The sequence below is a fragment of the Prauserella oleivorans genome (assembly GCF_042685745.1).
In the GTDB taxonomy this organism is placed as follows: Bacteria; Actinomycetota; Actinomycetes; order Mycobacteriales; family Pseudonocardiaceae; genus Prauserella_A; species Prauserella_A oleivorans.
Genome location: NZ_JBHUNT010000001.1, coordinates 3,616,391 through 3,639,020 on the forward strand (window position 1 = coordinate 3,616,391; position 22,630 = coordinate 3,639,020).

The following is a 22,630-nucleotide window of genomic DNA, read 5'->3' on the forward strand; positions in this document are numbered from 1 at the left end:
GCAATACCGGAGTCGCGTTCTCCCGGCCACACGTGGACTAGTCCATTCAAGGTGACTACGGGTGACGTCCGTGCACTCGGAGTGACCGGGATGGATCAGGAAAAACACCGGCGGTTCGCAGCCGGGATCGGGTGCGAGAGGAAACTCGGTGCGCGCTTTCCTCGATTCGTGACCGGGTTCTCTCCCGAGAAGAACGGCGTCACGGCCTCCGTTCCGGCGGGCGTCCGTGTGCCTCGTCGTCGCGGACCCTCTCCGCCGACAGGGCTCCACAGTGTCCACATGGGAACGATCGGTATGCCGGCGGTCCGGTGCGGACGGTCCTCGTCGTGGAGAAAAGGACGTCAGGAATGGCAAAGAAGACCATCGCCGTTGCCGCAGCCGTTGTCGGATCCGCGCTGCTGCTCGGTGCGACCGCGGCGACCGCAGGGCGGCACGGCGCCTGGCCGCAGTCGAACGAGATCGGCAAGGTCGACGTCCTCGGCTCGCCGCCCTCGGGCCTGACCGAGAACGAGGACGGCACCTGGTCGGCTGCGAGCTGGGATGTCACGGCCGAGAACGTGACCGACGTCGCCGTCGGTGTGCAGACCTTCGTCACCTGCGCCTACGCGGGGCTGACGAGCCGGGTCCTCCGTGGCGGGCGTCCACAGCGGACTCCCGCTACTGCGCGGAGCACCGGGCCGCCGCCGGGCACTGGTATGTCCACTACGGACCGTCCGCGGCACCCGCGCGGAAAAGTCCTCCGGCCGACGGGGCCGGGAGGCCGGCGACGACGGGTGCGGCCCGCGGGTGTGCCGATCGGCGGTGTGACGACGCCGCCTCGGGCGGGTGCTGCGGTGAACGGCCCCGCCCACGGTGGCGGAACAGCGGCGCGCCGGTCGTCAGGGGCTGGCGCGCCGGTGAGCGCGCGCTTAGTATGGCGCCGCGGCAACGATGGCGGGAGGTGCGCGTGGGCTGCGGTCAGGACGTCTTGGCGCCGAGCATGCGCAGCGCGAGCTCGCCGTACTCGCGGCCGAGCGCCTCCGGGGTCTGGCGCGCGCGGTCGGAGTACCACCGCGCGACGTCGACGCCCAGCGACAGCACCGCGCGGGCGGCCGTGTGGGCGTCGGAAACGGTGAACACGCCTTCCTCGAGTCCGCGCTCCACCAGGTCGCGCACGATGCGTTCGATGCCGCGCCGCAGATCGGCCACCACCCGGTACTCATCCTCCGGCAGTGCTCCCAGCTCGTACTGCACCACGCGCGCCACGGTGTGCCGTCGCGCGTGCCACATGACGAACTGCTCGACGATGTCCCGCATGGCGTCCACCGTGTCGTCCGAGCTGGCCGCCGCGCGCTCCACGAGCGCCAGCACCCGCTCGTGGCCGCTGCGGCTGATGGCGAACAACAGGGCCGCCTTGGACGGGAAGTGCACGTACAGCGCGGCGGGACTCATGCCGGCGGCGCTCGCGATGTCGCGTGTGGTGGTGGCGTGGTATCCGCGCCGCGCGAACGACTCCACCCCGGCGAGCATCAGCCTTCGCGCCGCGTCCGGCTGCACATCCGGCCACAGCTCGGCCGGCATCGACATCGACATGCGTGGGATTGTAAGCATTCGCTTAGAGCGTGTCTCGTTTGGATCTTGGTTGGGTTGCGGGCATGATCTTGGTTCGTGGTTGATGAGTTGTCGCGGCGGTTGGTGCCTGATGAGCTGTGGGCACTGGTCGAACCGCTGGTCCCTGCGCATCAGGTTCGTCCGCAGGGAGGCGGACGGTCGCGCGTGGATGATCGTGCTGTGTTCACCGCGATCGTGTTCGTGCTGACAAGCGGGTGCGCTTGGCGACACCTGCCACCCAGCTTCGGAGTGAAGGTCCCGACCGCGCATCGTCGCTTCACCGAGTGGACGAAAGCCGGATTATGGCGCAGGTTGCATCGCGCGGTACTCGATGAACTCGGCAGCCAGGGAATGATCGACTGGTCCCGCGCGGTCCTGGACGGAGCCTCCGTCAGGGCCAAAAGGGGGGATCTCTGACCGGTCCCAGTCCTGTGGACCGCGGGAAACCCGGCTCGAAGATCCATGCACTGTCCGACCGGGCGGGACTGCCGCTGGCGGTCGCGATCTCGGCCGCGAACACCAACGACGCGCACGCCCTCAAACCGCTGATTCTGGCCATCCCCGCCGTGAACTCCCGGCGGGGGCCCCGCCGGCGCAAGCCGGACAAGCTCCACGCCGACAAAGCCTACGACCAGGCCGAACTCCGAGACTGGGTACGCAAGCAAGGAATCACCGTGCGCATCGCCCGCAAAGGCATCGAATCCAGCCAGAAACTCGGCAAGCACCGCTGGGTCATCGAACGATGTATCGCGTGGCTGTTCGGATACCGACGATTGACCATACGCTACGAGCGCTACGCCAACCACTTCTGCGCCTTCCTCACTCTCGCCGCAGCCCTCACCTGCTTCAAGAAACTCGCGAAATGAGACATGCTCTTAGCGGGGATTGGAGATCGGCAGCGGTGAACTCACTCAAGGATCGGGTCGCCATCGTGACCGGAGCGAGCCGCGGCATCGGGCTCGGCATCGCCAAGGAACTGGTGGAGCGCGGAGCCAAGGTGTGCATCACGGCGCGCAAACCCGAACCACTCGCCGAGGCGGTCGAGCAGCTCGGTGGTGAGCAGGTCGCGCTCGGCGTGCCCGGCAAGGCCGACGACGCCGACCACCAGGACGAGACGGTCGCGCGCACGATCGAGACGTTCGGCAGCGTCGACTTCCTGGTCAACAACACCGGCGTGAACCCCGTGTACGGCCCTGTCGTCGAGTGCGACGAGGCGGCCGCGGCCAAGATCCTCACCGTCAACGTGCTGTCGCCGCTGGCGTGGACGCGTAAGGTCCGGGACGCGTGGATGGGCGAGCACGGCGGCGCGATCGTCAACGTCGCCTCCGTCGCCGGGCTGCGAACCTCGCCCGGCATCGGCATGTACGGCGTCAGCAAGGCCGCGCTCATCCGGCTCACGATGGAGCTGGCCGAGGAGCTGGCACCCGGGATCCGGGTCAACGCCGTGGCGCCCGCCGTGGTCAAGACCAAGTTCGCGACCGCGCTGTACGAGGGCAAGGAGCAGGAGGTCGCGTCGGCGTACCCGATGAAGCGGCTCGGTGTGCCGTCCGACATCGCGGGAGCCGTCGCGTTCCTGCTCTCCGAGCAGGCGGGGTGGATGACGGGCCAGACCCTCGTGCTCGACGGCGGCGTCACACTGGGCGGTGGGCTGTGAGTCTGGATCTGTCGGGGGCCGGCGTCGTCATCACCGGCGGTGGTGGCGGGATCGGCGCCGCGCTCGCCCGCGTCTTCGCGGCCGAGGGAGCGCGGCTGGTACTGGCCGACCTCGAGGTGTCCGACCTCGAGGCGGTCGCCGCGGAGGTCGGCGGCGTGGCGGTCGCCGGGGACGCCGCGAGCGAGAAGGGCGTGCGGCGGCTCGTCGCGCGGGCCCGTGAGGAGCTCGGCGAGATCGACCTGTTCTGCGCGAACGCGGGCGTCGCGCGGCCTGGCGGGCCCGACGCCCCCGAGGACGTGTGGGCGTTGTCCTGGGAGGTCAACGTGATGGCACACGTGCGGGCCGCCCGGGAGCTGCTGCCCGGCTGGCTCGCCCGCGGCCGCGGGCACTTCCTGGCCACCGTCTCCGCCGCCGGGCTGCTCACCAATCTCGGCTCGGCGCCGTACTCGGTCACCAAGCACGGCGCGCTGGCGTTCGCCGAATGGTTGTCGGCGACCTACCGGCACCGTGGCATCACGGTGCAGGCGGTGTGCCCGCAGGGAGTGCGCACGAGGATGCTCGCCGACACGGGCGCCGCGGGCGAGCTGATCATGGGAGCCTCGGCGATCGAGCCGGACCAGGTGGCGCACACCGTGCTCGAGGGCCTGCGGGACGGGCGGTTCCTCATCCTGCCGCACCCCGAGGTGGCCGGGTACTACGCCACCCGTGCCACCGAGAACGAACGCTGGCTGGCCGGCATGAACAAGCTCCAGCGCAAGATCGAGCAGGTCGAGGGCGGCTGAGGGAGGCGGCGGTGACCGATCCGGCGGCGGCGACGGCCGCGTTCGCCTACGAGCTCGGCGTGCTCAAACGCCTCCGCCGAGCCGGGTGGTGGCACGCCGGTGTGCGCGACCCGGAGTCCGTCGCCGAGCACACGATGCGCGTCGCGCAGCTCGCCGCGCTGCTCGCCACCGAGGAGGGCGCGGTGCCGGAGCGGGCGGCGTTCCTGGCGCTGTGGCACGACATGCAGGAGACGCGCACCGGCGATCTACCGCACACGGCCACCGCTTACCTCGACAAGCCGGACCCCGAGCGGATCACCGCCGACCAGACCGCCGCGCTGCCCGATCGGGCGCGGCGGGCCGTGCGCGACGCCGTCGCGGAGTACGAGGCGGCCGAGTCGCCGGAGGCGCGCTGCGCCCGCGACGCCGACAAACTCGAGATGCTGCTGCAGGCGGTGGAGTACCGGGAGCTCGGTGTCGAGCGGGTGGACGAGTGGATCGCCAGCGCCCGGAGCGGCATCACCACCGCGACCGCCCGGCGGATCGCCGAGGCGGCCGTCACCGTGTCCCCGCTCGCGTGGCGGGAAGGCTGATCGCCTCCGCGCCGGATCGTAGGGTTGGCGGTATGGCTAACGATCACGTCGTCGTGGTGACCACCACCGACTCCGAGGAGGCCGCGCGCGGCCTGGCGGCCGCTGCCGTCGAGGCGCGTCTCGGCGCGTGCGCGCAGATCGTCGGACCCATCACCAGTGTCTACCGCTGGGAGGGTGCCGTGGAGACCGAGCGGGAATGGCGAGTCGAGGTCAAGACCGCCGCGGACCGGGCCGACGCGCTCGTCGCCCTGCTCACCGAGAAGCACACCTACGACGTCCCCGAGGTCGTCGTCACCCCCGTCACCGGGGGCAACGACGACTACCTCTCCTGGCTCGTCGCCGAGACACGCTAGCCGGGGAGATCGACGAGCCCGGCGAGCGTGGCGCGGTGCCTGCCCGGCGTGCCGAGCGCGAGCTGGCTCGCCTTGGCGCGCTTGAGATACAGATGCGCGGGATGCTCCCACGTCATGCCGATGCCGCCGTGCAGCTGGATGCACTCCTCGGCGGCGTGGACGGCGGTCTCCGCGCAGTACGACTGGGCCATCGCGACCGCCACCGGAGCGTCGGCGTCGCCGCGCGACAGCGTGTCCGCGGCATACCGTGCCGCCGCGCGGGCGGCGACGAGCTCCAGCCACACGTCGGCGATCCGGTGCTTCAGCGCCTGGAACGACCCGACCGGCCTGCCGAACTGGTAGCGGTTCTTCACGTAGTCGACCGTTTCGTCGAGGCACCACTGCGCGACCCCGAGCTGTTCGGAGGCCAACAGCCCGGCGCCGGTGAGCAGCGCGCGGTCGAGGGCCGCGCGTGCCTGCTCTTCCCCTGCCAGCCGCGTGGCCCGCGCCCCGGAGAAGGTGATGTCCGCGATCCGGCGCGTGAGATCGAACGAGACCGGCTCGCTGACCGACACACCACCGCCGGCCGGCTCGACCGCGTACAACCCGGGACCGTCGGAGCCGGTGGCGGGCACGACGAGCACCTCGGCCAGCGCGCCGTCGGCGACCGAACGCACCGAGCCGGTCAGCGTGCCGTCGCCGGACACCTCCACAGTCCCGGAGAACGGCGAGCCCGGCGCGGTCGAGAGCGGCACCGCCAGCGCACCGACGGCCTCCCCGGATGCGAGCCGGCGCAGCAGTGCCGCGACCGCATCGGTGCCGGTGTCACACCCCAGCAGCGCCGAGGTCGCCAGCACGGCGCTGCCGAGGAACGGCACGGGTGCCACGGCGCGGCCGAGCTCCTCGAGCACGAGCGCGGTCTCCCGGACGGACGCGCCCTGACCGCCCAGTTCCTCGGGGACGGCAAGTCCAGCGGTCCCGAGCTCGACGGCGAGTGTGCGCCACAACTTCAGGTCATAGGGTTCGTCGCTTTCCACACGGGCGAGCAGGGCGGCCGGGGAGCACCGGTCGGCCAGCAGGTCGCGCACACTGGCCCGCAGGTCCGTCTCGACGTCGGAGTAGAGCAGGTCGGCCGGCGTCGCCGCAGAGTTCGTGGTCATCGGGGCAGGTCCTTCCAGGCGACGTCCTTGTCGGTGCGCGGCTCGGAGGGCAGCCCGAGCACGCGCTCGGCGATGATGTTGCGCAGGATCTCCGAGGTACCGCCCTCGATGGAGTTCCCGCGCGCACGCAGGTAGCGGTAACCCGCCTCGCGGCCGGTGAAGTCCACCAGCTCGGGCCTGCGCATCGTCCAGTCGTCGTAGCGCAGGCCGTCGTCGCCGAGCAGTTCGACTTCCAGCCCCGAGAGGGCCTGTGACAGCCGCGCGAACGCGAGCTTCATGCCCGAGCCCTCCGGGCCCGGCTGCCCGACGGCGAGCTGCTGGCGCAGGCGCGCGCCCGCCAGCCGGAACGCCTCGGCCTCGATCCACAACCGGAGCAGCCTGTCGTGCAGCTCGGGTGTGCGTGTGCCCGGGTTGGCCCGCCAGGTGGCGGCAACCTTGCCGACCATGCCGCCCTCGCGCGGCAGCGCGTTGCCGCCGATCGCGACCCGCTCGTTCATGAGCGTCGTCTGCGCCACCCGCCAGCCGTCGCCGATCTCGCCGAGGCGGTGGGCGTCGGGGATGCGGACGTCGGTGAGGAACACCTCGTTGAACTCGGCCTCACCGGTGATCTGCCGCAGCGGCCGGACCTCGACGCCGGGTTGGGTCATGTCGCACACGAAGTAGGTCATGCCCTTGTGCTTGGGCACGTCCGGGTCGGTGCGGGTCACCAGGATCGCCCATTGTGCCGTGTGCGCGCTGGAGGTCCACACCTTCTGCCCGTTGACGATCCAGTCGTCCCCGTCGCGCACCGCCCGTGTGGCGAGCGCGGCGAGGTCCGATCCGGCGCCCGGTTCGCTGAACAGCTGGCACCACACCTCCTCGCCCGTCCACAACGGACGGAGCAGGCGCTGCTTCAGCTCGTCACTCGCGAACCGCAGGATGGTCGGCGCCGCCATGCCCAGGCCGATGCCGATCCGGCGCGGGTTGTTGTCCGGGGCGCCCGCGGCGGCCAGCTCCGCATCCACAACCGACTGCAGTTCGCGCGGCGCGTCGAGCCCGCCCAGGCCGACGGGGAAGTGCACCCACGCCAGGCCGGCGTCGAACCGGGCGCGCAGGAACTCCAGCCGGTCGGTGGTCGCGGGGTCGTGCTCGGCGAGCAGCCTGGCCACCCGCTCCCGCAGCTCGGCTGCGTCCACTGTGGATTGTCCGGTCATCACAGATACCTCTTGAGTTCGCGGCGGGCAAGGGAACGCTTGTGGACCTCGTCGGGGCCGTCGGCCAGCCGGAGCATGCGCGCGGCCGCCCACAGTTCGGCGAGCGGGAAGTCCTGGCTCACTCCGCCGGCTCCGTGCACCTGGATTGCCCGGTCCAGGATCTTCTCCACGGCGGCGGGGGTGGCGATCTTGATGGCCTGGATCTCGGTGTGGGCGCCCTGGTTGCCCACGGTGTCCATGAGCCACGCGGTCTTGAGGACCAGCAGCCGCAGCGACTCGACCGTCACGCGCGACTCGGCGATCCATTCCTGGATCACGCCCTGCCGGGCCAGCGGCTTGCCGAACGCCTCCCGGGACACGGCGCGCCGGCACATCAGCTCGATCGCCCGCTCGGCCATGCCCAGCAGGCGCATGCAGTGGTGGATACGGCCGGGACCGAGGCGGGCCTGCGCGATGGCGAATCCACCGCCCTCCTCGCCGATGAGGTTCTCGGCGGGCACCCGCACGTCCTCGAAGATCACCTCGGCGTGACCGCCGTGATCGCCGTCGGTGTAGCCGAAGACGTGCATGCCGCGCTTGACGTGCACGCCGGGAGTGTCGCGGGGGACCAGCACCATGCTCTGCTGCCGGTGCGGCTCGGCATCCGGATCGGTCTTGCCCATGACGATGAAGATCCGACAGTCCGGGCTCATGGCGCCGGAGATGAACCACTTGCGCCCGTTGATGACGTAGTCGCCGCCGTCGCGCTCGATGCGGGTCGCGATGTTGCGGGCGTCCGAGGACGCGACGTCCGGCTCGGTCATCGCGAACGCCGACCGGATCTCGCCGTCCAGCAACGGCTGCAGCCACTGCTTGCGCTGCTGCTCGGTGCCGAACATGGCCAGCACCTCCATGTTGCCGGTGTCCGGCGCCGAGCAGTTCAGCGCTACGGGCGCGAGCGCCGGGCTGCGGCCGGTGATCTCGGCCAGCGGGGCGTACTGGAGGTTGGTCAGTCCCGCGCCGAGCTCGCCCGGCAGGAAGAAGTTCCACAGTCCGCGCTTGCGGGCCTCCGTCTTGAGGTCCTCGACGACCGGCACGCTCGCCCACGGGTTCTCCCGCGCCTCCAGCTGGTCCCGGAACACCGGTTCGGCGGGGTAGACGTGGGAGTCCATGAACTCCAGCAGGCGCTCGCGCAGTTGCTCGGTCTTGGCGTCGAAGGCGAAATCCATCAGTCCTCCTTGAGCGTCGCGTTGCCGTGCGCCACCAGCGGAGGCACTCCGGCGCCGATCTCCTCGAAGCCGGAGCCGACGGTCTGGCCCTGGCTGAACCGGTAGTAGATGCCCTCCAGGATCACGGCCAGCTTGAAGAACGCGAAGCCGATGTACCAGTTCAGCGCGGAGACGTCCCGGCCGGAGCGGCGGGTGTAGCGGTCGATCAGCTCGTCGGTGCCCGGATAGCCCGGTGCGGCACTGACGTTGCTGACGAAGCTCAGGTCGAGCGTGCGGCGCTCGGCGTAGGCGACGAGCAGCGCGAGATCGGTGAGCGGATCGCCGAGCGTCGACATCTCCCAGTCGAGCACGGCCTTGATCCGGTCGTCGGTGCCCACGAGGACGTTGTCGAGCCGGTAGTCGCCGTGCACGATCGCCGGTTCGGGGGAGACGGGGATCCTCGCGGCGAGCCGCTCGTGCAGCTCCTCGATGCCGGGCAGGTCGCGGCTGCGGGAGGCGTCGAGCTGCTTCTTCCACCGGCGCAGCTGGCGCTCGAGGAACCCGGCGGGGCGACCGAAATCGCCCAGCCCGACCGAGTCGTAGTCGACGGCGTGCAGGTCGACCAGCGTGTCGACGAGGGCGTCGGCGATGGCGCGGGTGCGCTCGGCACCGAGCGGTTCCAGCTGCTCCTTCGTGCGGAACGGCGTGCCCTCGACGAAGTCCATGACGTAGAACTGCGCGCCGATCACCGCGTCGTCCTCACACAGCAGCAGGGTCGGCGGCACCGGGACGGTCGTGGGGCCGAGTGCGCTCAGGACGCGGAATTCGCGGCGCATGTCGTGGGCGGTCGGCAGGACGTGCCCGAGCGGCGGCCTGCGCACGACCCAGCGGCGGGCGCCGTCGGTGACGATGTAGGTGAGGTTCGACCGGCCGCCCTCCACGATGTCGGCCGCCAGCGGGCCGCTGACCGTGCCGGGCAGCTCCCGGTCGAGGTGTGCGCGCAGGCGCCGCAGATCCAGGCCCGGCGGATCCGCTTCGCTCATCTGACCTCCTTGTCGATGACGCGTCCGGTGCGGGAGCGGTGTGCGTCTCCCGTACCGGACGTGGGTGCCGATGTCGGCCGGCCGATCAGGCGACCATCACGACGACGGTCTCCGCGACACACGCGGGCTTGGCCTCGCCGTCGATCTCGATCGTCCAGCGCACCACCGCCTGGGTGCCCTGCGCCGTCGGCTTCACCTCGGCGAGCTCGGCTCCGGCGCGGATCTTGGCGCCGACCTTGACGGCCTGCGGGAAACGGACCTTGTTGACGCCGTAGTTGATGCCCATGCGCAGGCCGTCGACGCGGTAGATCTCCTTGCCGAGAGCCGGAATGAGCGACAGCGTGAGGTAGCCGTGGGCGATCGGCCCGCCGAACGGGCCGCCGGCCGCGCGCTCCGGGTCGACGTGAATCCACTGGTGGTCGTCGGTCGCGTCGGCGAAGAGGTTCACCTGCTCCTGGGTGATGGTGCGCCAGTCGCTGTAGCCCAGGTGCTCGCCGACGGCCTGGGTGAAGCTGTCGAGGTCGGGGAAGACGCGGGGCTCGCTCATGCCTTCGGCCCGCCCGCGACGTAGACGACCTGACCGGACACGAAGCCGGCACCCTCGCTCACCAGGAACGACACGGTGTGCGCGATGTCCTCCGGCTGCCCGACGCGGCGGACCGGGATCTCCTGCGCCGCGGCCTTCTTGAACTCGTCGAACGACATGCCGATGCGCTCGGCGGTCGCGGCGGTCATGTCGGTCTCGATGAAGCCCGGTGCGATGGCGTTGACGGTGACGCCGAACTTGCCGAGTTCGATCGCCAGGGTCTTGGTGAAGCCCTGCAGACCGGCTTTGGCCGTGGAGTAGTTCGCCTGGCCGCGGTTGCCGAGTGCGGAGGTGCTGGACAGGTTCACGATGCGGCCCCAGCCCTGCTCGGTCATGTACTTCTGGGTCGCCCGCGACATGAGGAAGGCGCCGCGCAGGTGCACGTTCATCACCGCGTCCCAGTCGGACTCGGTCATCTTGAACAGCAGGTTGTCGCGGGTGATCCCGGCGTTGTTGACCAGGACGGTGGGCGCTCCGAGCTGCTCGGCCACGGTGGCGACGGCCCGATCCACCTGCTCGGCGTCGCTGATGTCGGCAGCCACTCCCAGGGCCTTGCCTCCGGCGGCGACGATCGCGTCGGCACCGGCCTTGGCGCCTGCCTCGTCGAGATCGACCAGCCCGACGGCGAACCCGTCGGAGGCGAGACGTTTCGCGATGGCGGCGCCGATACCCCGGCCGGCGCCCGTGACGATCGCGACACGGGAAGGCGACTCGGACAATGTTCCTCCTCGGTGAGTAAGCATCCGCTCAGGAACCTACCAGCGGAGGAGCCACCACGGGAGTACGCGCGCGGACCGATCCGAGGGAGAGCGCGACGAGCGCGGCGACCTCGGTGGCGGCCATCCCGCGCTCGACGAGGCCGAGTGGAATCGCGCGCCACCACGGTTCTCCGCCCGTCAGCATCAGCCCGACGGCGGCGAGGATGACGCCGAACCACGCGAGCGACGCCGCTGCGAGCACACCGGTCGCGATCCGGAGGACGGGGGAGTGTCGGTGGACGGCGCGGGCGGCGAGCACGGCCACCGGCAGCCCCACGAAGGCGACGACGCTGGCGTAGCGGTGGATCGTGCCGCCGAGACTGGGGCCGACGGACCAGTCCGTCTTCGGGAACACCACCACGGTCAGCAGGCCCAGCGTCCACGCCGCCGCGCCGAGCGTGGTGATCCCGCCCGCCCTGACCTGCTCGCGGTGCACCAGCGTGCCGAAGATCGCCGCCGATCCGGCCGCGATCAGCAGGACGGCCGTGTCGAACACCCACTTGCCCGGCCCGAGCGCGTACTCGCTGATGGTCCGGCGCACCGGGTCGACCTCGTCGACGGTGCCGACGTGCAGCAGGCCCATGAGGACGCTGCCCGCGAGCACGGCGGCAAGGCCTGCCGCCGCGGCCAGGGTGCCACCTTTGGCTGGCACGGTATCCGGCATCTGACGTCCTTCCCGGTCGCGGTGCTGGCGGTGTCGTCCATTCAGCCAGGCGCGTTGTGAGCGTGCCGTCAGCTCACGACCTGCCCGAGCACCGCGCGGAAGACGGTCCGGTCCACTGTCGACGGCTCCGCTGCCAGCCACGCACCGGCCTCACGGACGAACTCCTCGGGCGTCATGGGCCGGACGTCGCCGTCGCCGGGGTCGGTGGTGATCTCGCCCGCGCGGCTGGGATAGAGGACCAGCGCCCCCCGTACCTCCACGTCCGGCAGCAGCGCCTCGAACGCCGCGACGCTTTCCGCCAGCCGGGTGCCGCCGCCCCGGAAGCGCTGGCCGTTGCGGTGCAGCACCCCCGCGTCGTCGACGCTGTAGTGCCCCGGCAGCCATCGTTTCGACTCGATCAGCACCAGCCGGTGACCGCACAGCACCGCGTGGTCGACGTCGGCGAACACCGAATCCGGCCAAGCGAGCCCGTGGAAGATCCGCGCGCCGGGCAGCTGCGTGAGGTAGCGGGCGAGCAGGTCGGCGGTGCGGCGCTCGGCCACCTGGTCGTCGTCTCCGCCGGGATGGCCGAACACGGCCCGGCCGCGGTACTCGTCCTGGAAGGTCCGCGCCTCCCGCAGCGACGCCAGCTGACGGCGGACGAGCAGGAACCCGGCGCCGAGCACGACGGCGAGCAGGACCAGGCCGGCGACGAGAACCGGTGCCGGGGGAGAGGTGAGCACGAGTGTCGGCGCCAGAACGCAGGCCGCGCCTGCGGTGAGCGCGGCTGGACCGTGGCCGGCAGAGCCAGGCTGGGCGTAGTGCACGCGGCAGGCCGTGTCGACGGTGTGCCACCACGGGATGGTCCGCACGTCGACGCGGGGTGGCGGCGGGTCGTAGTGCGGGTCCTCGCCGAACCGGCGGGTCCGGGTGCGCGCACGTGCCGCGCGCGGGGACGCGGTGCGAGTCGCCTCCGCGCGGGGTGCCGCGGGACCGGCTGGTGTGGTCCGGCGTGGCTCCTGCCGCGCGTCCCCGCTCACCCGGCCGGTGTCCTCGTCGTACTCGGCCCGCAGTTCGGGATCGGCCAGTGTCTCGTACGCCTCGCGCAGGAGGCGGAACGTGCCGGTCGTGCCGCCCGCGTCCGGATGCAGCGCGCGGGCGAGCGCACGGTAGGCCGACTTGATCTCCGCGGGTGTGGCATCCGGCCGCACGCCAAGAAGTTCGTAGTAGTCGACGTCGCGCACACTCACCTCGCTAGGACCTCGGCAGGCACACACTATGGCGTGCCGGTCACTCACCGGGTACGGCCGCCTCCGGCGCGTTGGGGTGCCGGGCCGGTGTGCTAGGGCGCCTTAGGCTTGTACCGTGCTGTCGGACGAGCCGGTCGTGCTGGACGGTGGTCTCGCCACCCAGCTGGAGGCACGCGGGCACGATCTGTCCGACGCGTTGTGGTCGGCGCGGCTCCTCGCCGACGCCCCGGAGGAGATCGTCGCCGCGCACCTGGCGTTCTTCCGGGCGGGCGCGCAGGTCGCGACCACGGCGAGCTACCAGGCCAGTTTTCCGGGCTTCGCGGCGTGCGGGGTCGGCCGCGCCGAGGCGGCGCAGCTCCTGCGCCGCAGCGTCGAGCTCGCGCGGCGGGCCCGTGACCTCCTCGCCGCCGACGGCGGACGGCGCTGGGTCGCCGCCTCCGCCGGGCCGTACGGCGCCTACCTCGCGGACGGTTCCGAGTACCGCGGCCGCTACGGGCTCACCGCGCGAGAGCTCGTCGCCTTCCACCGGCCACGGCTCGAGGTGCTCGCCGAGGCGGGGCCGGACCTGATCGCACTGGAGACCGTGCCCGATGTCGACGAGGCGGTCGCCGAGCTCGCGGCACTCGATGCGGTGGACGTGCCCGCGTGGCTGTCCTACACCGTCGAAAACGGCCGCACTCGGGCCGGGCAGAGCCTGGAGGAGGCCTTCGCCGTCGCCGCGGAGGACGACCGGGTCGTCGCCGTCGGGGTGAACTGCTGCGCCCCGGACGAGGTTCCCGGCGCGGTCGGCGTCGCGCGCGAGGTCACGGGCAAACCGGTGATCGCGTACCCGAACAGTGGCGAGGGCTGGGACGCGGCGGCGAAGGCCTGGACCGGACCGGCTCGGTTCTCCCCTGAACAGGTGACCGGGTGGATCGCGGCCGGCGCCCGGTTCGTCGGGGGGTGTTGCCGCGTCGGACCTCCGGATATCGCTCGTGTCGCCGATGTCGTGAGAAATCCGCGGGGCATCGCCTGAACGGGCTGAATTGGTTTGTCCGGAAAGGCGGCTTCCCGGCGCGCGTGTGACGCTTCGTATTCGGGGTAGTCCGCAACCACCGGAGCAAGTGGTCCGGCGCCGATGCGAGTGCCGCGTGGACGAGTCCACGCGGAACGCTGCCCGCCTGCGCGGCGGGCAGCGGGACGACGGCGCGGGAGGGCCGGCCACGGAAAGGAATGGGATCCGGATGAACATAACGGAATCATTCAACGAAGCCTTACGATCGGTGATCACCTTCCTGCCGAAGTTCGCCGCATTTCTCGTCATTCTGGTCATCGGCTGGCTGGTGGCGAAGGCCCTGCGCAAGCTGGTCGACGTGGTCCTGGAGCGGCTGAACTTCGACCGGGCCGTCGAGCGCGGCGGCATCAAGCGGGCGCTCGAGCGGTCGAAGTACGACGCCAGCGACCTCATCGCGGCGATCGTCTACTACGCCGTGCTGCTGCTCACCCTGCAGCTGGCGTTCGGCGTGTTCGGGCCCAACCCGATCAGCAGCCTGCTCGCGGGCATCGTCGCATGGCTGCCGCGGGCCCTGGTCGCGATCGTCATCATCGTCGTGGCCGCGGCCATCGCCAACGCCGTGAAGGACCTGGTCGGTGCGGCGCTCGGGGGCTTCAGCTGGGGCAACTTCGTCGCACGCGTGACGCAGGTGTTCATCGTCGCGCTCGGTGTCATCGCGGCACTGAACCAGGTCGGCGTCGCCACCGCGGTGACCACGCCGGTGCTGGTGGCCGTCCTCGCGACCGTCGGCGGCATCCTCGTCGTCGGCCTCGGCGGCGGCATGGTGCGGCCGATGCAGCAACGGTGGGAGCGCTGGCTGAACCGCGCCGAGCAGGAGGTGCCGGAGGCGAAGTCGCAGACGGAGGCCTACCAGCGAGGCCGAGAGGACGCCATGCGGGCGCAGGCGGGCCAGACCGGTGAGGCCGCGGAACCCGCCGACACCGGTGCGCAGACCGGGCCCATCCAGACGGGCGCGGCCGGCGCTGGGCAGATGCCGTCGGGCACGCAGCAGATGCCGCCGCGGACCGACCTGCCGCCGCGCGACTACCCGCGCTGACCGGCGGCCGAGCTCACGGCTACGTCGTGGTGGGTGCGTTCCCCGGGCGGGACGTACCCACCACGTCTGCGCGGGGCCGGAATACGTGAGGTCAGAAGAACAACAGGGGGTCGACGTCTCCGCCGGTGGCCATGGCCACCGTTCCGGCTGTGGCCAGCAGGCACACGGCGGCCAGCCGGAGGGTCACCCAGTCCAGGTTGTGCGCGCTGGGGACATCCCGATCACCGGGACCACCCGGTTCCGGTGGGGTCCAGCCGGATTCCCGGGCCGCGTCCAGGATGCCGCGGGCGTAGCCGGCGAGTTCCACGGCTCCGACCTTGGCGCCGCTCAGCGCGAGGATGTCGCGGACGGCGGCGGCGTGCTGATCGATGGTGGCGAGCAGACCGGGGGCGAGGCTCCCGATGGCAAGCCCGGCCCGACCGAGCCGCTCGGCGAGTGCGGACAGCTCCCGCTTCGCGGCAGACTCCTGCCACACGTTCAGCAACCAACCCATGGCTGCCGAGCATAAATCCACCTATTCGGGTGGCAGCAGCGGCCCCAGCGGACCCAGGTCGATGTTGAGGTCGGCGGGGGTGAGCCCGAAATGATCGCGCAGCTCGCCCATCCGCTCCTCGAGCCGCATGAGGGTCAGCCCGATGCGTTCGACCTGCTCCTCGGACAGATCGCTCTCCTCGACGCGGCGCAGTGCCTGCCGCTCCATGAGCTGGCGCAGCAACTCCACGATCGTAAGCACGAGGCTGACCAGACCCTTCTCGACGTTGTCCGGATCAGCGTCGATGTGCTCGGCGAGCAGATTCCTGTGTTCGTTCTCACTCACGGCTGCTCCGCTCCAGGGTGCTCGCCGACGTGATGAGGGCACGCAGCGACACGTGCACCAGATCGACGTCGGCGATCGACAGGGTGATCTCGCCGGAGAGCACCACACCGCCCGCGAGCACGCGGTCGAGGAGATCGACCAGCGCGATGCGGCGTTCCGGCGCGGCGGTGTCCAGCTCGCTTCTCATGCCGGGATCTCCGTTCCGCGCGGGAGCGCCCGCGCCCGGCCTGCCCCCATGGGCGCTGCTCCGGCATGGCCGCTCATCCCGCGTTCTCCTCGAGGCCGGCGAAGGAGTACGGCGGCCACGGACCGGTGAGCTCCAGCCGGACGCCGGCCCGGTCGGCGCCGAGCCGCTCGACGGTGCGGGCGAACTCGTCGCCCCGGGCGTCGTCGACGAGGTAGGCACCATTGAGGACCATCCATCCGCTGCGCCCGGAGAGCTTCGGGTCCTGCGGAGGATGCCGCCGGGCCGCGACGGAGAGGGCCGCGAGCGCCTCGTGCAGCTCCCCGGCGTGGTCCGCGGCGGCCTGCTCGGCCCGCTCCCGCGCCGACAGCTGCGCCTTGCGCTTGAGCAGGTAGGCGGTCCCGGCGCCGCCGCCCGAACCGGCGGTGGGCTCGGCGGCGGCGACGAGTTCGTCCGGGTCGGCGTAGGCCTTCACGCCCCACTCGGTGCGCCCCGCGACCAGGTCCAGCGCGGCGGCGAAGTCCGCCCGGCGCTGCGCCAGCAGGGAGCGGACCCGGTCGTCGTCGAGGTACACGGTGGCCAGCCGCAGCGGCACCACCGCCGCGGCGGCCCGATCGGCGGCGGCGACGACGTCGTCGTGGGCGCGGGCGGTCTCCGCCAGCCAGTCGAGGTCCTCGAGGTTGCGGTGCAGGGCTTCCTCGCCGAACTCGTCAAGGCTCGCCGGGCTCACGAGCGCCACGAGGTCTTCGTTCTCGATGGCGTGCACCGGCTCGCCCGCGACCCCGCGCAGTCCCTCGAGGACTCCGTGGTCCAGGGAGCGGGCGACGACGTAGAGCCAGCGTCCGATGCCTTCGGTGTGCTCCGCGCTCGCGGTGCCGGTGGTGCCTTCGGTTCCGGAGGTGTCAGCGGCCATCGGGTGCCCAGTCCTTCCTCCTCGCTCAGCGTTGCTCGTCGGTGGTTTCCCGCTCGGTCGCGGCCTCGATCGTGCGTGGCGTGCTCGTGCCGTCCTCGATCCGGCCGCGGCGCTCCAGCTCCTCGATGCGCTGCCGCAGCTCCCGGTTCTCGCGTTCCAGTTGGTGCTTGCCGTCGCCCTTGCCCGTGAGCCAGGGGTCGTTCTCCCACCAGTTGATCCCCACCTCCTTGGCCGTCTCCAGGGAGGCGACGACGAGGCGCAGCTTGATCGTCAGCAACTCGATGTCGAGCAGGTTGACCTGGATGTCGCCCGCGATCACCAGCCCCTTGTCCAGTACCCGCTCGAGAATGTCGCCGAGATTGGTGGACGAACCGCCCGAGCCACGGGCGGAGCCCACCGTCGACTGCGCCGGCCTGCCGATCTCCGTCATCTTCAGGATGCTCCGTTCCCGAGGCCGCTGCGGCCCCGTGCATAACGTTGCGTCCGGCGATAGGCGAGGAGCTCGCCGCCCAGGTCGAGGTCCACCTGGTACAACGCCATCAGGTCCGATGTGGACGGGATGCGGCGTTCCTCGACGACCTCGATCTCGACCCGCCACCCGTCGTCGGTGGGCTCCACCGACGTGGCGCCCACCGTGTCCCGGCCGGTGAGCTTGGCGATCTCGTCCAGCGCCGTCTCCGCGGCCTCGGGCGCGCTCAGCTCGGGCGGATCACCGTCGTGTTCCGGCTTGCGGTGCGGGGTTTCCTGTTGTCGGGCCATCCCGGCCTCACCCCTCTCGAGGGTCGATCGTGCCCTCGCCGGTCATGCGTTGCATGGCCCGCTCCTGGATCGCGGCTTCCTCCTCGGCGGTGATCTCGCCCCTCGCCCTGGCCTCCTCGGCGGCCTCCAGGTCGCGGCGCACCGACGACGGGTCGGAGACCTCCTGGTCGACCTGTTCCTGGATCAGCTCGGCCAGTGAGATCACCCCGCGAACGGGGGCCAGCGGTAGCAGCGCGATCTCGCTCAGCAGGCCCATGGCCTCACTCCTGTTGCTGCGGTTGGCGCGTCGTCACGAAGTCGTACGGCGCGAGCGGGCCGAGCAGTCGCATGTGGACGCGGCCCTCCCAGCGTTCGGCGAGCTCGCCGACGGCACGTTCCAATTCCTCCTGCTTGGCGACCTCGGCCAGGCACGAGACGTAGACGGCGTCCCGTTCGTGCGTCGCCTCCCGCACGTTGACGAGCAGGCCGAGCGCCTCGAGCCGCTCGACCGCCGTGCCGGTGTCCTGCTCGCGCTTGGCGGCGAGGGCGTTGGTGATGAGCTCGCCCAGCGCGATGCGTTCGTTGCGGCTCGCGTCCTCGGACTTGCCGCGGATCGCCTCGCGCAACCGCGAGGCCTCCTCGTTCTCCCGCAGCACCTCCCGCAGGATGGCCTGCTCGTCGTAGCGACCCTTGACGACGTACTGCGCGCGCCCCTCGAGCTCGTGCAGCGCCGCCGCGAAGTCGTCGTGGTTGTTCGCGAGCAGCTCCTCGGCCACGGCATCCTCGTCGGTGACCACGGCGCCGAACCGCAACGGCAGCACCGGGGCCACGCCGGCGGTCGCGTCGAGAACGGACGCGTGCGCCGCAAGGTCCTCGGGTTTGCCGAGCTTGGCGTCGCGGCTGATGTGGCTCACCAGCGCTGCGAGGTCACCGTGACGGACGAGCGTGACCCGGCTGGGCGGATCACCGACTCCGGTGGCCTCGGGGTCGCTCTCCACGTCGCCGGGAACGATCCCGTAGACGTAGACGACGGTCTCGCGTTCGCTGTCCTGGGTGCTGTCCTTGGTGGTCGCCATGGTCACTCGCCGTCCTTCCGGCTCCGGCCGCTCGCCGGTTCCGCCTCCTCGCCGAGAAAGTCCTTGAGCTTGTCGCCCGCGGCCTCGATCGCGCCCTTGGTCTTCGTCTTCGCGCCGCCCTGGTGCATGTCCTGCACGAGCTCGGGCAGGCCCTTGTCGTCGTTGTCGGCAAGGTCGAGGCGGCTCGTCGCCTCCGCGAAGCGCAGGTAGGTGTCGACACTGGCGACGACGACGCGCGCGTCGATGGTCAGCAGTTCGATGCCGACCAGCGACACCCGCACGTAGGCGTCGATCACCAGGCCCTTGTCCAGGATGGTGTCGATGACGTCGGCCAGGCTGGACGACGACGGGCGATCGGCGGCTCCGCCTCCGCCTGCGGGCTGCACGGCTGTGGTCACGAACGACCTCCTCGTGTTCGACGGGTCCTGGTTCCCCTGGACGAGCCGGGTGCGGACGCGGCCACCGCCCGGCGGCGACGTGGCCGCGGTGCGGGTTCTTCCTCGTCCTCCGTGTCCTCGCCCGGTTCCTCGGGTTCTTCGGGTTCCTCCTCCTCGGCTTCTTCGTCGGCTTCTTCGTCGGTGTCCTCGTCGGTCTCGTCGGAGGGCTCCTCGGCGGACTCCTCGTCCTCCTGGCCCTCGTCCTCGCCGCCCTCGCGGTCGGCGACCGCGTCCTCGCTGACGACCTCGCCCTCGCGGATCTCGCCGTGCCAGCCCTCGATCTCGTCGGGCTTGAGAATGGCGTGCACCATGGCGTGCCGCTGGAAGTGCTTGAGTTCCAGCCGCGCGCGTCGGCCCGGTGCGCGCCAGATGTTGCCGGTGCGCTCGACGAAACCCTGCGGGTAGTACTCGAGCACGACGACGATCTTGGTGAGGTTCGGTGCGAGCTCGTGGAACGTCACCGCACCGTCGACGTGGCCCTTCTCGCCCTCCGACCGCCATACGATGCGCTCGTAGGGCACCTGTTCCTCGATCGTGGCCTCCCACGTGCGGTGGGACCACAGGACCTGGGCCTTCCACTTGAGCTTCTCGTCCTCCTCCTGGTCGACGTTCTCGACCTTCTTCATGAAGGAGGGGAAATCGGTGAACTGCGTCCACAGGTCGTAGGCGATGTCGATCGGCACCCCGACCTCGATGGACTCGACGATGTTGGTGACCTTCAGCTGGTCCTTCGCGCCGCCGCCACCGCCGCCGCCGAAGGCCTGCTTGACCTTGTCGGTCACCTTCGACATGCCGGTGCTGGCGATCGCGCCGAGCGGCGACTTGCCCTCGGCGAGCTTCTGGGCACCGGTCAGCGCCGTCGCCAGCCCGCCCTTGCCGCCGCTCTCGGCGTACTGGGTGAGGTTCTGGGCGGTCGAGGACACCTTGTCGCTGACCGACGAGGCCGCACGGGAGGCGACCGTCGACGCGAGCTGCTGCACCGCCTTCTTCAGCAGTGCGGACGCCCCGAGGTCACCCACGGCGTCCTTGGCCGATCCGGCGGCGCCCGTGGCGGTGTCGGCGGTGCCCTTGGTCGTGTCCTTCGCCGCCTTGCCCGCTTTGCGGGCGGCTCCTGTCGCCTGGCTGGTCACAGCACTCACCTCCGGGTGCGGCGCACCGGGGCACGGCCCTCGCTGCCGCGGGCGGGCGTGCGGCCGGAGCGCGACCGGCTCGCCGACCGCGTGGACGTGGAACGGGCCGACCGGGTCTGCGCCGCGCGCCTGCGGCGGGGCGGCTCCGGCTCCTCCTCCGGCTCTTCGTCGGTGTCCTCGGAGTCGTCGGAGTCCTCGGAGTCGTTCGAGCTGGACGCGGCCTGCTCGGACTCCTCGGTGTCGTCGCTCCCGCCGGTGTCTTCGCCGGTCTGCGAGTCCTCGGACTGCTCGTCCTCGGGTTCGACGTCGAGGTAGTCCTCGTCACCCTCGGATTCCTTCTCGTCGCCGCCGCTCTTGCCCGCGCCGGTCTGGTCCTGCAGCCGCTGGTTGAGGGAGTCGAGCCGGCTGCTGGCCGCGGTGACGGCCGCGGTCTTGGCCGCGTCGAGCAACTCACCGCGAATACTCTCGGTGATCTTGGTGAGCTCCGGCGATTCCGCGAGCCGCTTGGCTCCCTGCTGCAGGAGTTCCCGCGGCGAGGTGCCGAGCTTCCCGGTGGCGCCCGCAGCGGCGATCATCAATGCCAGTCGCATCTTGCGTGTGCGACCCAAGAGGTAGCCCGCGGCCACCGCCGCGCCTACCTGTGCCCCGCCTTTCACGAGCGATTCTCCTTCGGTCTGCAGTGGGTCCGGCCGTCCGATGGCGGACCCGAGGACCCGATCGAGTTACCACTGGTGAGTGACTGCGAAACGCCCTTGTCACCCGGGCTTCTGAATTGCTCCAGGTGGAGCACCCGTGCGGACCTGGACGGGGACCGATGTCGGCGGCATCTAGTCTGTCCGCGTGATGAGGAGGCATCGGTGAGTGAGGACGAGGGCCGGCTGATCGCCGGCCGGTACCGCCTCCAGAGCCGGATCGGCAGCGGCGCGATGGGGGTCGTGTGGCGGGCCGTGGACGATCGTCTGGACCGGACGGTCGCGGTCAAGCAGCTGCTGCTGCCCCCGGGGTTGAACGAGGTGGAGACCGACAAGGCGCGGCAGCGTGCGTTCCGGGAGGGCCGCATCGCGGCGCGCCTGCAGCACCCGAACGCGATCTCGGTCTACAACGTCGCCGAGGACGCCGGCCAGCCCGTGCTGGTGATGGAGTACCTGCCCTCGCGGAGCCTGTCGGCCGTGCTGGCCGAACGGCGCGTACTGCCGCCCACGGAGGTCGCGCGGCTCGGCGCGCAGGTGGCGTCGGCGCTGACCGCCGCCCACGCGGCCGGGGTCATCCACCGGGACGTCAAGCCCGGCAACATCCTCCTCGGCGACGACGGCACGACGAAAATCACCGACTTCGGTATTTCCCGGGCGGCAGGCGACATCACGGTGACGAGCACGGGCCTGCTCGCGGGCACACCCGCGTTCCTGTCGCCCGAGGCCGCGCGTGGCGCCGAACCGGGGCCCGCCTCCGACGTGTTCTCCCTCGGGGCCACGCTCTACGCCGCCGTGGAGGGCACGCCGCCCTTCGGGGCCATCGACAACGAGATCGCGCTGCTGCATACGGTCGCCACCGGGACGACCATCCCGCCCCGGCAGGCCGGACCGTTGGCCGGCCCGCTGCAGGCGATGCTGCAGACCGAGCCCTCCGCCCGGCCGACGATGGCGCAGGTCGCCGAGACGCTGCGCACCGTGGCCGACGGCGGCACCGTTGCGCCCGCCGATCCGCCGACCGTGCCCGCCACGGCCGCCGTTCCGCCTCCCCCGCCCCGCCGGCCGGCGACGCGGGTCGACCTCCACCCCGCCGGCCCGCCACCCGCGGCGGCCCCGGCGCCGGCAGCCCCTGCGGCCACGCGGCGGTCGAGCACCCGGGTCCTCGTGACGGCGCTGGCGGTGCTCACGGCAGCGGCGATCGGGATCCTCGTCGCCGAACTGCTGGTGGGCGCCACCGGAAGCTCCGGCAGCCCGCGGGCGGGGGCGCCACCGACCACGGAGGCCCCCCGGACCAGCGAGCCTCCCGCCACCACGACCACCACGTCGGTGGCTCCGAGCTCCGAGGAGCTCGAACAGGCCGTCGCCGACTACTACGCCCTACTGCCCGACGATCCCGACAGCGCCTGGCAGGAGCTGGGCCCGGGGTTGCGGGCCCAGGGCAAGAGCGCGTACGAGGATTTCTGGAACGGCATCGAGAGGGTGTCCCTCGTCGCGGGACCGCGTGCCCTGGATTCCGCCACCGTTCAGGTCCAGCTCGACTTCACCACCGACGACGGCAAGGTGACCCGCGAGGTGCACCGCCTCGGCATGGTCACCACGTCGGGCACGCCCCGCATCGACAGCGACCAGCTCGTGTCGTCGCGGGTCGTGAAGAAGCCCTCCGACGAGGACAAGGGCGGCAAGGACAAGAAGGACGACGAGGGTAAGGACGACAAGGACGGCAAGGACGAGGGCGACGAAAAGGACAACTGATCGCGGGTCGTGCACGGGGACTGCGTGCCGCTGCGGTAGTTTCGCCTCGTTTGA

At 71.2% G+C, this 22,630-nt stretch carries 28 protein-coding genes; 8 read left to right on the forward strand and 20 right to left on the reverse strand.

Translation table 11 applies throughout. The features are described 5' to 3' along the window. Positions 1–957: 957 nt before the first annotated feature. Positions 958–1,572 (reverse strand): TetR/AcrR family transcriptional regulator, encoded by a 615-nt coding sequence (locus ACFSZT_RS17695; protein WP_377388633.1) that lies wholly within the window; start codon positions 1,570–1,572, stop codon positions 958–960. A 75-nt stretch (positions 1,573–1,647) separates the two neighbouring features. On the opposite strand from ACFSZT_RS17695, the gene ACFSZT_RS17700 reads away from it, so the two are divergent. The 5 genes from ACFSZT_RS17700 to cutA all read left to right on the forward strand — a co-directional run bounded on the left by ACFSZT_RS17700 (position 1,648) and on the right by cutA (position 4,951). After that, positions 1,648–2,456 (forward strand): IS5 family transposase gene (locus ACFSZT_RS17700; RefSeq protein WP_377478151.1). Its coding sequence is split into 2 segments (ribosomal slippage): positions 1,648–1,990 and positions 1,990–2,456, totalling 810 coding nucleotides; the frame shifts between segments, so codons are not numbered across the junction. A gap of 35 nt (positions 2,457–2,491) precedes the next feature. Beyond that, positions 2,492–3,244, forward strand: a complete 753-nt coding sequence (locus ACFSZT_RS17705) for an SDR family oxidoreductase (protein WP_377390422.1) — start codon at positions 2,492–2,494, stop codon at positions 3,242–3,244. Next, entirely contained in the window at positions 3,241–4,026 is a 786-nt protein-coding gene (locus ACFSZT_RS17710; RefSeq protein ID WP_377390424.1) for an SDR family oxidoreductase, read from the forward strand. The genes ACFSZT_RS17705 and ACFSZT_RS17710 overlap by 4 nt, the downstream gene beginning before the upstream one ends. Positions 4,027–4,037: 11 nt before the next feature. Further along, complete coding sequence (locus ACFSZT_RS17715; RefSeq protein WP_377390426.1) at positions 4,038–4,598, forward strand: HD domain-containing protein; 561 nt, start codon at positions 4,038–4,040, stop codon at positions 4,596–4,598. Between the two features lie 32 nt (positions 4,599–4,630). Continuing rightward, complete coding sequence (gene cutA, locus ACFSZT_RS17720; protein WP_377390428.1) at positions 4,631–4,951, forward strand: divalent-cation tolerance protein CutA; 321 nt, start codon at positions 4,631–4,633, stop codon at positions 4,949–4,951. Here cutA and ACFSZT_RS17725 read toward each other — a convergent pair. The 8 genes from ACFSZT_RS17725 to ACFSZT_RS17760 all read right to left on the reverse strand — a co-directional run bounded on the left by ACFSZT_RS17725 (position 4,948) and on the right by ACFSZT_RS17760 (position 12,744). Next, positions 4,948–6,090 (reverse strand): acyl-CoA dehydrogenase family protein, encoded by a 1,143-nt coding sequence (locus ACFSZT_RS17725; protein ID WP_377390430.1) that lies wholly within the window; start codon positions 6,088–6,090, stop codon positions 4,948–4,950. The two genes, cutA and ACFSZT_RS17725, sit on opposite strands and share 4 nt — an antisense overlap. Continuing rightward, positions 6,087–7,283, reverse strand: a complete 1,197-nt coding sequence (locus ACFSZT_RS17730; RefSeq protein ID WP_377390432.1) for an acyl-CoA dehydrogenase family protein — start codon at positions 7,281–7,283, stop codon at positions 6,087–6,089. Before ACFSZT_RS17730 ends, ACFSZT_RS17725 begins: the two co-directional genes overlap by 4 nt. Next, positions 7,283–8,491, reverse strand: coding sequence for an acyl-CoA dehydrogenase family protein (locus tag ACFSZT_RS17735; RefSeq protein ID WP_377390434.1), 1,209 nt, complete (start codon positions 8,489–8,491; stop codon positions 7,283–7,285). The genes ACFSZT_RS17730 and ACFSZT_RS17735 overlap by 1 nt, the downstream gene beginning before the upstream one ends. Next, positions 8,491–9,513, reverse strand: a complete 1,023-nt coding sequence (locus tag ACFSZT_RS17740) for a phosphotransferase family protein (RefSeq protein ID WP_377390436.1) — start codon at positions 9,511–9,513, stop codon at positions 8,491–8,493. Before ACFSZT_RS17740 ends, ACFSZT_RS17735 begins: the two co-directional genes overlap by 1 nt. 85 nt (positions 9,514–9,598) lie before the next feature. Next, complete coding sequence (locus tag ACFSZT_RS17745; RefSeq protein WP_377390438.1) at positions 9,599–10,060, reverse strand: MaoC family dehydratase; 462 nt, start codon at positions 10,058–10,060, stop codon at positions 9,599–9,601. After that, on the reverse strand, positions 10,057–10,818 hold the full coding sequence (fabG, locus tag ACFSZT_RS17750; RefSeq protein ID WP_377390440.1) for a 3-oxoacyl-ACP reductase FabG: 762 nt from the start codon (positions 10,816–10,818) through the stop codon (positions 10,057–10,059). Before fabG ends, ACFSZT_RS17745 begins: the two co-directional genes overlap by 4 nt. 28 nt (positions 10,819–10,846) lie before the next feature. Continuing rightward, complete coding sequence (locus ACFSZT_RS17755; protein ID WP_377390442.1) at positions 10,847–11,521, reverse strand: DUF998 domain-containing protein; 675 nt, start codon at positions 11,519–11,521, stop codon at positions 10,847–10,849. 68 nt (positions 11,522–11,589) lie between these two features. Next, entirely contained in the window at positions 11,590–12,744 is a 1,155-nt protein-coding gene (locus ACFSZT_RS17760; RefSeq protein ID WP_377391545.1) for a J domain-containing protein, read from the reverse strand. Positions 12,745–12,865: 121 nt separating this feature from the next. On the opposite strand from ACFSZT_RS17760, the gene mmuM reads away from it, so the two are divergent. Together mmuM and ACFSZT_RS17770 are read left to right on the forward strand one after the other, a co-directional pair. Beyond that, on the forward strand, positions 12,866–13,765 hold the full coding sequence (gene mmuM / locus ACFSZT_RS17765) for a homocysteine S-methyltransferase (RefSeq protein ID WP_377390444.1): 900 nt from the start codon (positions 12,866–12,868) through the stop codon (positions 13,763–13,765). 208 nt (positions 13,766–13,973) lie between these two features. Beyond that, positions 13,974–14,840, forward strand: coding sequence for a mechanosensitive ion channel family protein (locus ACFSZT_RS17770; protein ID WP_377390446.1), 867 nt, complete (start codon positions 13,974–13,976; stop codon positions 14,838–14,840). A gap of 91 nt (positions 14,841–14,931) precedes the next feature. Here ACFSZT_RS17770 and ACFSZT_RS17775 read toward each other — a convergent pair whose 3' ends face one another. The 11 genes from ACFSZT_RS17775 to ACFSZT_RS17825 all read right to left on the reverse strand — a co-directional run bounded on the left by ACFSZT_RS17775 (position 14,932) and on the right by ACFSZT_RS17825 (position 20,791). Continuing rightward, positions 14,932–15,333, reverse strand: a complete 402-nt coding sequence (locus tag ACFSZT_RS17775; RefSeq protein ID WP_377390448.1) for a DUF6401 family natural product biosynthesis protein — start codon at positions 15,331–15,333, stop codon at positions 14,932–14,934. 21 nt (positions 15,334–15,354) lie between these two features. Continuing rightward, entirely contained in the window at positions 15,355–15,657 is a 303-nt protein-coding gene (locus ACFSZT_RS17780) for a gas vesicle protein K (RefSeq protein WP_377390450.1), read from the reverse strand. After that, complete coding sequence (locus ACFSZT_RS17785) at positions 15,650–15,844, reverse strand: gas vesicle protein (protein ID WP_377390452.1); 195 nt, start codon at positions 15,842–15,844, stop codon at positions 15,650–15,652. Before ACFSZT_RS17785 ends, ACFSZT_RS17780 begins: the two co-directional genes overlap by 8 nt. Positions 15,845–15,917: 73 nt before the next feature. Then, the gene (locus ACFSZT_RS17790) at positions 15,918–16,754 is read right to left on the reverse strand and encodes a GvpL/GvpF family gas vesicle protein (RefSeq protein ID WP_377390454.1); all 837 of its coding nucleotides are present in this window, start codon (positions 16,752–16,754) and stop codon (positions 15,918–15,920) included. Between the two features lie 25 nt (positions 16,755–16,779). Then, the gene (locus ACFSZT_RS17795; RefSeq protein WP_377390456.1) at positions 16,780–17,184 is read right to left on the reverse strand and encodes a gas vesicle protein; all 405 of its coding nucleotides are present in this window, start codon (positions 17,182–17,184) and stop codon (positions 16,780–16,782) included. A 2-nt stretch (positions 17,185–17,186) separates the two neighbouring features. Then, complete coding sequence (locus ACFSZT_RS17800; RefSeq protein ID WP_377390458.1) at positions 17,187–17,513, reverse strand: gas vesicle protein GvpO; 327 nt, start codon at positions 17,511–17,513, stop codon at positions 17,187–17,189. A 7-nt stretch (positions 17,514–17,520) separates the two neighbouring features. After that, the gene (locus ACFSZT_RS17805; RefSeq protein ID WP_377390460.1) at positions 17,521–17,769 is read right to left on the reverse strand and encodes a gas vesicle protein GvpG; all 249 of its coding nucleotides are present in this window, start codon (positions 17,767–17,769) and stop codon (positions 17,521–17,523) included. 4 nt (positions 17,770–17,773) lie between these two features. Next, a complete protein-coding gene (locus ACFSZT_RS17810) occupies positions 17,774–18,568 on the reverse strand; it encodes a GvpL/GvpF family gas vesicle protein (protein WP_377390462.1) in 795 nt (264 codons plus the stop codon). 2 nt (positions 18,569–18,570) lie between these two features. Beyond that, complete coding sequence (gvpJ, locus tag ACFSZT_RS17815) at positions 18,571–18,966, reverse strand: gas vesicle protein GvpJ (RefSeq protein WP_377390464.1); 396 nt, start codon at positions 18,964–18,966, stop codon at positions 18,571–18,573. Further along, complete coding sequence (locus ACFSZT_RS17820; RefSeq protein ID WP_377390466.1) at positions 18,963–20,135, reverse strand: SRPBCC family protein; 1,173 nt, start codon at positions 20,133–20,135, stop codon at positions 18,963–18,965. Before ACFSZT_RS17820 ends, gvpJ begins: the two co-directional genes overlap by 4 nt. 5 nt (positions 20,136–20,140) lie before the next feature. Further along, the gene (locus tag ACFSZT_RS17825) at positions 20,141–20,791 is read right to left on the reverse strand and encodes a hypothetical protein (protein WP_377390468.1); all 651 of its coding nucleotides are present in this window, start codon (positions 20,789–20,791) and stop codon (positions 20,141–20,143) included. 201 nt (positions 20,792–20,992) lie between these two features. Here ACFSZT_RS17825 and ACFSZT_RS17830 point away from each other — a divergent pair, with 201 nt between their 5' ends. Next, the gene (locus ACFSZT_RS17830; protein ID WP_377390470.1) at positions 20,993–22,576 is read left to right on the forward strand and encodes a serine/threonine-protein kinase; all 1,584 of its coding nucleotides are present in this window, start codon (positions 20,993–20,995) and stop codon (positions 22,574–22,576) included. Positions 22,577–22,630: the final 54 nt, after the last annotated feature.